The sequence below is a fragment of the Vibrio tarriae genome (assembly GCF_002216685.1).
In the GTDB taxonomy this organism is placed as follows: domain Bacteria; phylum Pseudomonadota; class Gammaproteobacteria; order Enterobacterales; family Vibrionaceae; genus Vibrio; species Vibrio tarriae.
Window position 1 is genome coordinate 1217641 of sequence record NZ_CP022353.1, and the last position, 12534, is coordinate 1230174.

A 12534-nucleotide genomic window follows, 5' to 3' on the forward strand; every position below is an offset into this window, starting at 1 on the left:
GTGAGAATCACACTCAAATCACGATTCAATAAGTTCGACGTGGTGCAAAAGGGACAACTGTTGAAAAGCAGGCGTACTTTTATCGACGAAGAGGCGATGCATTTCAGACAGTTCACCACTGACCACGGGAGCATAGCGCTCTAATTTGCTTTTGTCTGCAACTAACCAACACTGTTCGCTATGTTCTATGATGGCGCGGGTTAAATTGGCTTCTTCTGGCGTAAAATCAAGCAATTGACCGCGAGAATTGAGCCCGCCTACACCAAAAACCCCAACCTTAATATTAAAGCTACGATAAAAGCGGGTTGTCGCTTCGCCGACGGTATCTTCATCGGAGTGGCGAACCAATCCACCCGCGAGGTGCAAATTGATGTTGGGGTTACGGCTTAAGGTCAGTGCGGCATTGAGGTTGTTGGTCACCACAGTCAAACCGGGATGATCGAGCAGCGCTTGCGCCACTTGTTTTGGGGTTGTCCCGATACCCAGAAAGATACTGCATCCTTCCGGTAATTCTTGCGCCACCCTCTGCGCGATTCGCTGTTTTGCGGAGAGATTGATCAGATCGCGATTACTGAACGATAAATTATCATTCGGACTGGGCAGAGAAATGCCGCCATGTACGCGGCGTACCATACCTTTGTCGCTCAAATCGTTCATGTCTTTGCGAATGGTTTGTACCGACACCTCAAAGCGTTCAGAGAGTAGGGCGCTCGAAAGCACCCCGTGGGTTTGTTGTAAATATTCCAAGATCTGTTTTTGGCGGGATGATAATAGGCTCACAACTTTCCTTATTGTCGCTATTAACGTGTAGCGATTTTACTGTTTAAAGAACAAGCATGTGGCTGAGTAGCAAGCCTTTTTCCTTGTTGATCAAAAAGATGCAGCTGATCAAATGCAACCCAAATCGGCAATGTTTGATGCACATCGAGCGGAATTTCTGCGGTCACCGCGATGAAATCCTGTTCGCTCCCTAGGCCTAAAATCTTGCCATGCACGAGCTGATTCGGGCCTAGCGGCTCTACCACTTGAATATCCAGTTTTAATTCAATGGCATTGGCTAGCGGTTGCAGCGAGGCGTGTTCGGGGCGAATACCTAACGTGATGTTTTCGGAACTTATGGCGTCGAACTGTGGCAAGTCACAGTACTTGCCAGCGATGTGCAATCGACCTTGCTTGATGCAAGCAGGAAGGAAATTCATGGCAGGGCTGCCGATAAAGCTCGCGACAAAGGTACTGGCTGGCTGATGGTAAACTTCGGCGGGTGTGCCGACTTGCTCAATTTCTCCCTGTTTAACCACGACAATTCGGTCCGCAAGCGTCATCGCTTCCACCTGGTCATGGGTTACGTAAACACTGGTTACGCCAAGTTCACGCTGTAGTTTTTTGATTTCTAAGCGCATGTGCGCACGCAGCGCCGCATCCAAGTTTGAGAGCGGCTCATCAAACAAAAACAGCTGCGGATCGCGCACAATCGCTCGTCCCATCGCCACTCGCTGGCGTTGTCCGCCGGAAAGCTTGGCCGGTTTTCTGTCTAAGTACTCTTCAATTTTTAGGGTTTTCGCGACCTTAGCAATTTTTTCTGCGATAGTTTGTTTATCCACACCACGGTTTTTAAGGCCGTAGGCAAGGTTATCGTAGACACTCATGTGTGGGTACAAGGCATAGTTTTGGAACACCATAGCGATGTCGCGATTGGCCGGTTTTTCGTTATCGACGCGGCGTCCCGCGAGATGAATTTCGCCGGAAGTAATGCTCTCTAAGCCTGCGATGGAGCGCAGAATGGAGGATTTGCCGCAGCCCGATGGGCCGACTAAAACGATAAATTCCCCTTGATGAATCGACAGATCCACGCCTTTCACCGCTTGATGGCCGTTATCGTAAGTTTTGACTAACTGTTTGATGTCTAACATAACAGGCTCCGCGTGTTTGGCGCTGCGTAGCAGATGGATATTGGAGTTCTGATTATTTTTCACTTTCGACTAATCCTTTTACAAACCAACGTTGGAAAATCACCACCACCAAAACCGGTGGCAGCATGGCGAGGATCACCATGGCAAACGCGTAGTCATAACGCGGCAAGCTGGTTTCATTGATGTTATTGAGAATCTGTTTTATGCCCATCACTATGGTGTTGTATTGCTCATCCGTGGTCATCATGATCGGCCACAGGTATTGGTTCCAACCCACCACAAACATGATGATGAAAATCGCGGCCATCATGGTTTTCGAGAGGGGAAATAAAATATCGATAAAAAAACGTATAGGGCCTGCGTTATCAAGCTGAGCCGCTTCCAACAGTTCATCCGGTATGGTTTTAAAAAACTGACGGAAGAAAAACGTCGCGGTAGCTGAGGCGATGAGTGGCAGCACTAAGCCTGTGTAGCTATTGAGCATGCCTAAATTGGACACCACTTCATAAGAGGGAATGATCCGCACTTCAAGCGGCAGCAGTAGGGTAATGAAAATCAGCCAAAACCACGCGCTGGCATAAGGCAAACGAAAGTAGACCAAAGCGTAAGCGGCCATCATCGAAATTACGATTTTGCCAATCGCAAAACCCAAGCCCATGATCATCGAGTTGACGATCATGGTTTGCGCGGTGACATTACCGGCAAAACCGAGGCTTTTATTCCATGCTTCTTGATAAACTGCGCTGAGGTTATCGCCAAGAGTCCATTGCAAACCTTCCGAGACAATGGTGTTTGGCTGATGGGTTGAACTCGCGAAAATCAGCCACAGCGGCACTAGCATAAACAGTGCGCCAGCGATAAGGATCAAATGATCGGAGAGTCGATTACTTTTCATCGTAACTCCTTAGTAATGAACACGTTTTTCAACAAAACGGAACTGCAACCAAGTCAGCGCCAGCACCAACACGAGTAACACCACCGATTGCGCTGAGCTGCCGCCAAGGTCTGCACCAACAAAACCATCGCGATACACCTTGTACACCAGTGAGGTGGTACTGCCGCCGGGGCCGCCATTGGTCATGGTGTCAATCACGCCGAAAGTGTCGAAAAAAGCGTAAGTAAGGTTGATCACCAGCAGGAAAAAACCAGTCGGGGCAAGCAGAGGAAAGGTGATGCTCCAAAAACGTTTGCTGTCGCTTTGGCAATCGAGCAGTGCCGCTTCGCGTACCGCGTAGGAAATTGACTGTAAACCGGCCAAAAAATAGAGGAAGTTGACCGAAACCTGTTTCCAGACTGAGACCAAAATCAGCGCAACCGTGGCATCCACAGGGTCGGTCTGAAAGCTAAATTGCCAGCCGATGTATTGGAAAAAGTCGGTCAGGACACCAATGTGCGGATTAAACAGAAAACCGCCAATGATGCCCGCGACGGCCGGCGCGACGGCATACACCCACGTTAGCGTGACACGATACGAACCTTGGCCATGAATGATGTTGTCGGCTTTTACCGCGAGCAACAGCGCAAGCGCCAGCGAAAGAAAAGAGACAATCACCGAAAACAGCAGAGTAAAGCCCAGTGAGTCAAGATAGTCGGCTGAGCTAAACAGTACCTGATAGTTTTCAAACCAAACAAAAGTCGAGGAGAGCCCCCAAGGATCTTCCAACATAAAAGAGAGATAAATCGCTTGTGCGGCAGGATAAATAAAGAACACCGCGATGATCACGATTTGCGGCGCAAGCAGCAAATAGGGCAGCGGAGTGTGAGCGAAATGTTGTCGACGTTGCACAGGAAAACTCAAATTAGACAGTAAAAATAACAAGCCGCCAGCAAAATATCAGGATAATGCTGGCGGCGTTTGGGGTTATTGCACGGTACGAGCAAAGCGATTCAGTAACTTAGCGCTTTCATCTTCTACTTTATTCAAGCTGCTCTCGACAGTTGAGCGGCCAGAGAAAATGTTATCGAACTCGCGATGCATGACTTCACGCACTTGTGGGTAGTAGCCGAGGCGATAGCCTTTGGTCCATTCACCATCAGGCAAGCTAAGCTGCTTTACGCCCACTTCTGCATCCGGGTTTTCTTGGTAGTAGCCCGATTGTTTGGTCAGGTCGTAGGCTGCATTGGTGACGGGCACATAACCTGTGGTTTTATGCCAATTCATTTGCGTTTCGGGCTTGGTCAGGTAAGCGAAGAAAGCCGCGACACCTTTATCCTGCGCTGGAGTGTGACCCTGCAGTGCAAACAGCGCGGCACCACCAATAAAGGTATGGGTTGGGTTTTTGGTGACCGATTCCCAGTAAGGCAGGTAGGTCGTACCGAGATTGAATTTCACGCGGTTACGTAGGCCACCGAATGAGCCAGAAGATCCCATCCACATTGCCACTTCGCCACGTTCGAATGGCGTTTGGTTGGCATCCCAATCACTGCCGTAATACTTGTAATAACCTTTATCTGACCACTCTTTGAGTTTTTTCACATGCATCAGCATATCGTCAGAGTTAAACATGATTTTCGTCGAGAGATCTTGATAGCCATTTTGCTTATCAGAAAGCGGTAGGTTGTGGCGAGATTTGAAGTTCTCAAACATGATCCACGGCGTTAAGGATTGGGCAAATCCCGCTTGACCTTTTTCGGCTAACTTAGCAGCGACTTGCTCTAGCTGCTCATAAGTTTGTGGCGCTTGCGCGTTAACGGAAGCCAACATGTCTTTGTTGTAGTACAGCACAGGCGTTGAGCTGTTGAATGGCATGCCGACCATTTTTCCCGTGTTATCGGCATAAAAGTTACGTACCCCAGCAATGTAATCTTGTGCGGTGAACGGATAGCCTGACTCGATCATCAGATCTTGCATGGGTTTGGCAACGCCTTTGCTGCTCATAATGGTGGCGGCACCAGCATCAAACACTTGCAAAATATTGGGTGCTTGGCCAGCACGAAACGCCGCAATTCCTGCGGTCAGTGTTTCTGTGTACGAACCTTTATAAACGGGAGTGAGCTTATAGTCGCTTTGTGAGGCATTAAAGTCAGTTGCCAACTGATTGACCGTTTCACCCAGTTGACCACCCATGGCATGCCACCAAGTAATTTCGGTTGCCGCTAATGTTGAGGCTGAAAAAACGCCAGAAGCGGTTGCTGTCAGCAAACCGGTTAACCATACCTTATTCATTGATTCATTCCTTGTAAGTTTCGAACGAGACTGTTTGTGTTTCGTTAGAAGGTATACTGGCGAGCAAAAGTTACAGCGCCGTGGCTGAAAAATGGCAAAAATATGAAAGATATATGGAAAAGGTATGACAGTCCGATGTGGGGGGCACCGCGAATAAGGCGATGGCGTTCTCGACTCAGCAGTCATAATTGACTTAAGAGGAGTACGGAGCGCGAATTAAAAGGTAGGATAGAAAAAACGATGATTGAACTTGGTTGATAATGAGAGCGTTTCTCAATAGAATCCCAACCATTCCTTAAACGGCTAATCACAACCCATGAAAAGATGTCTCTTACTTCTTTGCGTTTCGGCACTTTTGCCAGCGCATGCCGCTTCGCTCGATCAAGCGCAAGCGATTCAAAACAGTACTAACCAAGCTTCTGCACAGAGCCAGCAAAAAATTGACCGCAGTGCCGAGCAGAGTTTGTTACTGCGTGCGGAAATCGAACAGTTGAACGAAGAAGTCAAAAATCTTCAGGTGTACCGTAATCACTTACAATCTTTGGTGGCTAATCAACAGCAAGAGATGGCCAGTCTTGAACAGCAAACCGAAGAGATCAAACGCACGCGCCAAGGCATAGTTCCTTTGATGTATGACATGATTGAAGGGCTGGAGGAGTGGGTTGCGCAAGATAAACCGATTCGTCTTGCGGCACGTCAAGAACGCATTGAGAAACTCAAAGAACTGATGCCTCGGGCAGATGTCAGTGATGCTGAAAAGTACCGTCGTATTCTCGAGGCATATCAGATTGAACTCGACTACGGCAATAAGCTTGGTACCTATCAAGCCAAAATCACTCTTCCTTCTGCACAAGAAGTGGAAGCGGATGTGCTCTATTTAGGTCGTCTGTCGCTATTAGCACGCAGTTTGGATGGCGAGCAGTTCTGGACTTGGAATTCCAAGCAGAACGCATGGCAAGCAATCACGGATGCCAACAAAAGCGATCTCACTGCCGCTTACCAATTGGCTAAGCAACAGATTGCACCGACCCTGCTGAACTTGCCTGTTTCGTTGACCGCTGCGGAGGCTAAATAATGACACTTAGAAAGACCACCTTAGCACTGGCATTAAGTCTGCCATTCGCCTTTGCAAGTGTTGCTAACGCTTCGACGAATAGCCTCGTTCAACAAGCGACGCAGGAAAAAGCGCAACAGCAACAACACAACCAGCAGCGTGAAGCGGGTTTTGTACAAACGGCGCAAGAACTACAAGCCGCGAAAGCCGAGTTACTGGCTGAGCGTAATCGCTTACAGAAAGAGGCGGATCAGCTATCTAGCCAGTTCAGTGATAACGAAAATACGCTCGCGCGTCTTGAAGAAACACTGCGTTTGGAAACCGGTAGCTTAGGTGAGATGTTTGGCGTAGTACGTCAAAACGCGAAAGAGCTGCAAAGTGAACTGGATCAATCAGTGACTGGCGTTGAGCCTCGTGCTCATCAGCAGAGCATTGATGACGTGGTGGCCGCCAAAACCTTACCGTCAATGGCTCAACTGCGTGGTTTATGGCAAGCCATGAGTGAAGAGATCCGTGCGAGTGGACAAATCCAAACCACCGAAATTCAGTGGCTCAACGGGCAGGGTGAAACGCAGACCGTACCCGCGTTACGTTTAGGTTCGCTTGGATTAATTTCCGAGCAAGGCTATGTGAAGTGGGATAATGCACGTCAGCAAGCATTGAGCTATCAGCAGTTACCATCCGATTTCCCAACCTTCAGTCATATCCGCACTTTAGTTGATGGTGACGTTGTCACTATGAAAGTCGACCCAGCACGCGGTGTGTTGCTCGAGCAACTGGCGCTCACCCCAACACTTAGCCAACGCCTACAAGCGGGTGGTGTGATTGGTAACGTGATCCTCGTGTTACTGGGTGTGGGATTAATTATTGCTTTGTACCGTGGCGCGATATTGGCCACTCTGCGTCAAAAGATCAAAGCGCAACTCAAAAACCCAGAGCAGCCGGGGAATAACCCACTCGGACGCATTTTGGCGGTTTACAACAAAGAGCAGCAACGCAGTGTCGAAGCGCTTGAGCTGCGTTTGCTGGAAGCTGTTGTGGATGAGCAAAATCATCTTGAGACGGGTCTGTCGATGCTGAAATTGCTGGCTGCGCTGGCTCCTATGCTTGGATTACTCGGCACCGTGACCGGGATGATTGAAACCTTCCAAGTGATCACCCAGTTTGGTAATGGCGACCCGAAAGTAATGGCGGGGGGGATCTCGATGGCCCTAGTCACTACCGTGGAAGGCTTGATTGCGGCGATCCCACTGCTACTGGCGCATAATATTTTGAGCGCGCAAGCGGAAGCGATCCGCAACATCCTTGAGAAACAAGGGATTGGTCTTGTGGCACAGCAAGCAGAACGTGATTGTGGTGCCGCGGTTACTCAATCTCGTGTTGAACAAGCAGCATAAGGGCGAGTGATGAATTCAGCATTCTCTTTCCTACTGGATTACTGGCAACCGCTGGATGAGTTTATGGCTCAAGGCGGCGCTGTGCTCTGGTGGTTAGCGGTGGTTGTTTTACTCTGTTGGCTGTTAGTGATTGAGCGTCTGTTGTTTTTGAGCGTGACCTTTCCTAAACAGCGCCAACATTGGGTTGACCTCTGGTTGCAACGTGCGGATCAACACAGCTGGTTTGCTCGCTCCATTCGTGAACAATGGCTAGGCGAAGCGCACAATGCGCTCAATCAGAATCTCAACTTAATTAAGGTTCTGGTAGCCATTTGTCCTATGCTTGGCTTACTTGGAACCGTCACCGGAATGATTTCCGTGTTTGATGTGATGGCCACACAAGGCAGTAGTGATCCTAAATTGATGGCTTCGGGCATTTCACTCGCCACCTTACCCACCATGGCGGGCATGGTGGCCGCATTAGCGGGACTCTTCGTCCACGCACGTTTGAGCAAAACCTGTCGTGGACTTGAAATGAAATTAGAACAAGCGTTAAGGAGCCAATCATGAGGCTAGGGCGCAGAACGTCAAAGCAAGAAGAAGCGCAGATCGATCTGACTTCGATGCTCGACATCGTCTTTATCATGTTAATTTTCTTCATTGTGACCAGCTCGTTTGTGCGCGAATCGGGTGTGGAAGTCAATCGCCCGACAGCGGCGCATGCCGTAAGCCAAAAACAGGCTGGGATTTTTGTGGCGATTACCGCGGCCAACGACATCTACATTGATAAACGTCAGGTAGACGTGGAGCGAGTGCAAGCGACTTTAGAGCATCTGTTGTTAGACCAACCGGATGCTTCCTTAGTGATTCAAGCTGATGAGCATGCCTTTAACGGCACCGTGGTCAAAGTGATGGATGCGGCGAAAGGCGCAGGAGTAAAAAGCATTGCATTAGCGGCGGAGAAACCCTAATGGGACGCTTGATCTTAGCCAGCCCGATTGCGTTGTTAGTGACACTGGCGCTGTTTAGCTTGATGGCTTGGATGGTGGATAACGGCGGAAAGAGCATTCCTAAACCGACCGCTGCGCTCAGCTTTACCATGGTTATGGCTGAGCAGGAGCAAGATGTACAACGCAGACAACGTAGCGTACCAGAACAGCCACAAGTCCCGCAGGTGCCGACACAAGCGCCTGCAAAAGCTGAACAAACGGCGGCACTCGATGTTTCAGACCTCAATCCGGTGATGGACTTAAACCTCAGTACCGCTATGGAAGGAGTTGCCGTTAACGCGCCTCAGTTTGGTGATTTCGCGGTTAACCAGCAGGTGATGCCGCTACACAGGGTTGAGCCCAACTATCCAGCGAAAGCTCTGCAACGGGGAGTGGAGGGTTACGTGATCTTGCGTTTTACCATCGATGAGTTGGGAAAAACGCGCGATATCGAAGTGGTGGATGCTAACCCGAAACGCTATTTTGAGCGTGAGGCGATGCTGGCTCTGCGTAACTGGAAATACCAGCCTAAGATAGTGGATGGTCAACCCGTAAGCCAACCCGGACAAACGGTTCGACTGGAGTTTAAACTGAACAAATGAAACGACGAATCTTAAGTTATCTCTTGCTGTCTTGCCTATCCGTGACGACTTACGCCGCGGAGCTGACACCGTACACGGTCAGTAAAGTGGTGAAAGCGAATCAGCTAGCACAAGAGAATAAGGTGAAAGAAGCGATTCAGATCCTAAAACAAGCAGAACTCAGCCGCAGTTATGATCGCGCTTATGTGGCGCGTATGCTTGGGGTGTTTTATTGGCAGAATGAGCAAATCCCTGCGGCGATAGCATCCTTGAAGTTGGCGGTAGAGAGCAACGAGTTACAAGACGATCAAGCGTGGACAACACGCAAAATGTTGGCGGATCTTTTGATAAGCCAACAAGAGTATCGTTCAGCACTCAAACATTACTACACGCTAGCGCAAGCCATTCCTGCCGATCAAAAAGGGGATGAACTCTGGTTGCGCATTAGTCAGTTGCACTTCCAAATGCAAGAGTGGAAGGCGGTACTGAATGGGCTGCAACAGTATGCTCAGTTCCAAACCAAGGATGCGGTATTGCCACTTTCACTACAATTAGGCGCACAGCTTAATTTGGAACAGTGGAAGCCGGGAATTCGCACCCTACAACGCTTATTGGTGTTGGAGCCACAGAAAACCGAGTGGTGGCGTCAGTTAGTGAGCCTAGAGCTGCGAGTTGGCCAGAAGAAAGAGGCGCTCAGCACACTGGCATTGGCGAAGATGCAAAAAGTGGCACTTAACCAACAAGATTTGCGTTTGCTTGCTCAGCTCTATGCACAAAATGGCATTCCAGAGCGTGCAGCACAAGTGATGGAAAGCCTAGATGAGGCACAGAGCAATCAGCAGCTCATTACGGAGCGAGCCATCTACTGGCAACGTGCGAAAGAGTGGGATAAAGCGATCGCTACGTGGCGTTTAGCGGCGACAAAAGATGCTAAATATCACTGGCATGTCGCACAGTTATTGCTGCAAGAGGGCCATTATCAACAAGCACTTTCTGAACTGGATCAGGTCAAAGAGCGTGATAAACAAGCGCAAGTCGCTTTAGCGAAAACGCGTGCTTTGTATAAGCTCAATCAATTTGAGGCCGCATTGGTGCAAGCTAAACGAGCAGACAGCCTCCAATCATCAGAAAGCGCCAAACAGTGGATCAAATATTTGTCGCAGCAGCGTCACACTCAATCCACCCAAGACTCGTAGCGATGTTCTAGAGTTCGAGATATACCCTTTCTACTTGAAGTTGCAGCGGTGTTGGCTACGTTCGTTCACCCCAATTACATAGTTTGCCTATGCTCATGGGGATTCACTTACTTGCCGCCTACCTGCAACTCCAAGTCGTTTGGGTATAGAGGCAAAAAACAAGTGATGCAGTCAGCTTTGCTATGTAATTCTCTGTTTGCTCAATAACGAGATTTAATGAACTGTTTCGCATCGTGAATGCTTCACCCTTCCACACATCAGCGTCCCTAATGACAATGTTTGCGCATTCTCATTAGGGACGTGACCATGCTGATACGACTGACGCTCACCGCTGCCGCGATCATGCTGGCCCAGCAAACGCTGGCCAATGATGGGCCGCTGGCTTTTATTCCAATTACTTACGCCAACAACTACCAACACGGCATTGATATTTTCGATTACTGGAAAAGTGAGAAGCTTGACGGTGTCCGCGCGATTTGGACGGGGAAGCAATTGGTCACACGTAATGGTAATCCTATCTCTGCACCCGCTTGGTTTACGGAGTCCCTACCGCCTTATTCACTCGAAGGTGAGCTGTGGGCAGGGCGTGGCAACTTCTCACTGGTACAGCAAACGGTTTTAGATAGCCAACCTGCCGAGTCCGCATGGCGCAAAATCAGCCTAATGCTGTTCGATATGCCTGATGCGGCAGGCGATTACAGCAAGCGCTATTACAACCTAATCCATTTGGTGAACAGCCTTGATCTCAAGCACATCCGATATGTCGAACACACCCCGATAAAATCTGAGGCGGAACTGCTTTCCTACCTCGATAACATTAGTGATAAATCGGGAGAAGGGGTAATGCTGCGCAAAATCAGCGCTCGCTATCAGGCTGGGCGAAGCAATGATCTGTTGAAGCTGAAAAGGCACCAAGATGCGGAAGCAACTGTGATTGGTTATCGACTTGGGATGGGAAAATACAAAGGTAAAATGGGCTCGATACTGGTGCGCACCTCGGAGGGGCTGGAATTTTATATCGGCAGTGGATTTAGCGATGTCGAGCGCGCAGATCCGCCCGAGATTGGTAGTTTAATCACCTACCGCTACAACGGACTCACGACGGAAGGCAAACCAAGATTTGCCCGTTTTGTTCGAGTCAGAGAAAACTATTGAGGCAAGCTATTGAGCTTGCCCAACCGCAATACGGCAACGCGCAAACAGCCGCTGCCAATATTGAGCATGCTGTTGAGTCGTAAGACGGAAAGTTTGATGGCTAGCTTGAATCGGAAACGGTGAGTGAGGTTGCTCAAACAGGCCAAGTTGTGCTGATAACTGGTAGTAGGTTTTATCCAGTGAAGCGAGATAAGGTTGTATTTTTTCAACGTATTGGCTTTGAAATACATTGCGTAAGTAGTTGAGCTTGGTGTTATCACGATGAGGCCCACAGACAATCGCATCATCATTGTTCTCTAACTGCTGCGTCACGACCTTTAGCCAGACGCTCGCGCGATCCAAGGAAAATTTTAAGTGACCTAATAAGCGCTGTTTCTCTAGCACTTCTTGCTGAGTGACTAATGGTTCGGAAGCTATGGGTTGCTCTGAAAGGAGTTGGTGTTGAATCGTGTTGAGTTGCTCTAGTGCTAACAGCAGCTCACTGTGGCTCCATTGTTCATCGTACCACTGCGAACCGCTGAGTTGAGTACGCATGGTATCACTGGTGTATAGCAAGTTATGCCAACGTGAAGCCAGCTCCTGCTGTTTGATGTTTTGTATATCGAGCAACTGTGCTTTTAAGGATTGGCTAAGTTGCGGTGAGGTTAAACAGCCTTGAATGCCATTTAATAAAGCAACCTGGTAATCCCACTCGCGAAATTCGTCCTGCACTTTACCTAAAATCGAATTACGCTCCGCAATCAGCTCAAATAAGTCGCATTGACGCAGTTCGTAACTGTCGAGCAAGCTAATGGTTACGGGGTCTATAGCTATCAACAACTCACGTTTTTCGGGAAGCGATTGAGCGGCCATCGCCGGCGGTGATACGGCATCGCGCTGCTGAACACTAGCGATACGCGATAAGTAGCGATCAAAATCCGCGTCTATTGCTAGACGTGGTTCGCATCCAGTAAGCAGCAAAAGTGCAGTCAGTAAAACGCTTAAACGCATATTTCCCTCTCAATTGTTCCTTTTACTATCCCTTTCTTAATTGAAGCTGCAGCGGTGTTAGCTACGTTGGCTCACCCCAATCACATCGTCTGTCTCTATCCATGGGGATGACATGCA

13 protein-coding genes are annotated in these 12534 nt (G+C 49.0%); 7 read left to right on the plus strand and 6 right to left on the minus strand.

What is annotated here, in order from left to right; all coding sequences use genetic code 11:
- Positions 1–18 precede the first annotated feature (18 nt).
- From CEQ48_RS11245 to CEQ48_RS11265, 5 genes are all read right to left on the minus strand, one after another.
- Positions 19–780, minus strand: coding sequence for a DeoR/GlpR family DNA-binding transcription regulator (locus tag CEQ48_RS11245; RefSeq protein ID WP_089071305.1), 762 nt, complete (start codon positions 778–780; stop codon positions 19–21).
- A 20-nt stretch (positions 781–800) separates the two neighbouring features.
- Positions 801–1973 (minus strand): sn-glycerol-3-phosphate import ATP-binding protein UgpC, encoded by a 1173-nt coding sequence (locus tag CEQ48_RS11250; protein ID WP_089071306.1) that lies wholly within the window; start codon positions 1971–1973, stop codon positions 801–803.
- Positions 1963–2805 carry a sn-glycerol-3-phosphate ABC transporter permease UgpE gene (ugpE, locus tag CEQ48_RS11255; protein WP_000841539.1) on the minus strand — a complete coding sequence of 281 codons (843 nt, stop codon included), beginning with the start codon at positions 2803–2805 and terminating at the stop codon, positions 1963–1965. Before ugpE ends, CEQ48_RS11250 begins: the two co-directional genes overlap by 11 nt.
- A 9-nt stretch (positions 2806–2814) precedes the next feature.
- The gene (locus tag CEQ48_RS11260) at positions 2815–3696 is read right to left on the minus strand and encodes an ABC transporter permease subunit (protein WP_089071307.1); all 882 of its coding nucleotides are present in this window, start codon (positions 3694–3696) and stop codon (positions 2815–2817) included.
- A 75-nt stretch (positions 3697–3771) separates the two neighbouring features.
- Positions 3772–5076, minus strand: coding sequence for an extracellular solute-binding protein (locus CEQ48_RS11265; protein WP_001045557.1), 1305 nt, complete (start codon positions 5074–5076; stop codon positions 3772–3774).
- Positions 5077–5392: 316 nt separating this feature from the next.
- Between CEQ48_RS11265 and CEQ48_RS11270 the strand changes: the two genes are divergently transcribed.
- The 7 genes from CEQ48_RS11270 (at position 5393) to CEQ48_RS11305 (ending at position 11427) form a co-directional block, all read left to right on the plus strand.
- Positions 5393–6151 carry a DUF3450 domain-containing protein gene (locus CEQ48_RS11270; RefSeq protein ID WP_089071308.1) on the plus strand — a complete coding sequence of 253 codons (759 nt, stop codon included), beginning with the start codon at positions 5393–5395 and terminating at the stop codon, positions 6149–6151.
- Positions 6151–7527 (plus strand): MotA/TolQ/ExbB proton channel family protein, encoded by a 1377-nt coding sequence (locus CEQ48_RS11275; RefSeq protein WP_089071309.1) that lies wholly within the window; start codon positions 6151–6153, stop codon positions 7525–7527. The genes CEQ48_RS11270 and CEQ48_RS11275 overlap by 1 nt, the downstream gene beginning before the upstream one ends.
- Before the next feature lie 9 nt (positions 7528–7536).
- Positions 7537–8076 carry a MotA/TolQ/ExbB proton channel family protein gene (locus tag CEQ48_RS11280; protein WP_001083290.1) on the plus strand — a complete coding sequence of 180 codons (540 nt, stop codon included), beginning with the start codon at positions 7537–7539 and terminating at the stop codon, positions 8074–8076.
- The gene (locus CEQ48_RS11285) at positions 8073–8477 is read left to right on the plus strand and encodes an ExbD/TolR family protein (protein ID WP_001236425.1); all 405 of its coding nucleotides are present in this window, start codon (positions 8073–8075) and stop codon (positions 8475–8477) included. Before CEQ48_RS11280 ends, CEQ48_RS11285 begins: the two co-directional genes overlap by 4 nt.
- The gene (locus tag CEQ48_RS11290; protein ID WP_000533089.1) at positions 8477–9097 is read left to right on the plus strand and encodes an energy transducer TonB; all 621 of its coding nucleotides are present in this window, start codon (positions 8477–8479) and stop codon (positions 9095–9097) included. Before CEQ48_RS11285 ends, CEQ48_RS11290 begins: the two co-directional genes overlap by 1 nt.
- Positions 9094–10272, plus strand: a complete 1179-nt coding sequence (locus tag CEQ48_RS11295; protein WP_089071310.1) for a tetratricopeptide repeat protein — start codon at positions 9094–9096, stop codon at positions 10270–10272. Before CEQ48_RS11290 ends, CEQ48_RS11295 begins: the two co-directional genes overlap by 4 nt.
- A gap of 306 nt (positions 10273–10578) precedes the next feature.
- Positions 10579–11427, plus strand: coding sequence for a DNA ligase (locus CEQ48_RS11305; protein WP_089071312.1), 849 nt, complete (start codon positions 10579–10581; stop codon positions 11425–11427).
- Positions 11428–11433: 6 nt separating this feature from the next.
- Here CEQ48_RS11305 and CEQ48_RS11310 read toward each other — a convergent pair whose 3' ends face one another.
- Positions 11434–12417: a DUF3080 domain-containing protein gene (locus CEQ48_RS11310; protein ID WP_089071313.1), complete on the minus strand. Its 984-nt coding sequence runs from the start codon at positions 12415–12417 to the stop codon at positions 11434–11436.
- Positions 12418–12534 lie beyond the last annotated feature (117 nt).

Bases quoted from the DNA above. Each gene is read 5' to 3' on its own strand.
- CEQ48_RS11310 (WP_089071313.1), bottom strand. From the start codon at position 12,417: ATGCGTTTAAGCGTTTTACTGACTGCACTTTTGCTGCTTACTGGATGC.
- CEQ48_RS11285 (WP_001236425.1), top strand. From the start codon at position 8,073: ATGAGGCTAGGGCGCAGAACGTCAAAGCAAGAAGAAGCGCAGATCGAT.
- CEQ48_RS11265 (WP_001045557.1), bottom strand. From the start codon at position 5,076: ATGAATAAGGTATGGTTAACCGGTTTGCTGACAGCAACCGCTTCTGGC.
- CEQ48_RS11295 (WP_089071310.1), top strand. From the start codon at position 9,094: ATGAAACGACGAATCTTAAGTTATCTCTTGCTGTCTTGCCTATCCGTG.
- CEQ48_RS11305 (WP_089071312.1), top strand. From the start codon at position 10,579: ATGCTGATACGACTGACGCTCACCGCTGCCGCGATCATGCTGGCCCAG.
- ugpE (WP_000841539.1), bottom strand. From the start codon at position 2,805: ATGAAAAGTAATCGACTCTCCGATCATTTGATCCTTATCGCTGGCGCA.
- CEQ48_RS11280 (WP_001083290.1), top strand. From the start codon at position 7,537: ATGAATTCAGCATTCTCTTTCCTACTGGATTACTGGCAACCGCTGGAT.
- CEQ48_RS11275 (WP_089071309.1), top strand. From the start codon at position 6,151: ATGACACTTAGAAAGACCACCTTAGCACTGGCATTAAGTCTGCCATTC.
- CEQ48_RS11290 (WP_000533089.1), top strand. From the start codon at position 8,477: ATGGGACGCTTGATCTTAGCCAGCCCGATTGCGTTGTTAGTGACACTG.
- CEQ48_RS11270 (WP_089071308.1), top strand. From the start codon at position 5,393: ATGAAAAGATGTCTCTTACTTCTTTGCGTTTCGGCACTTTTGCCAGCG.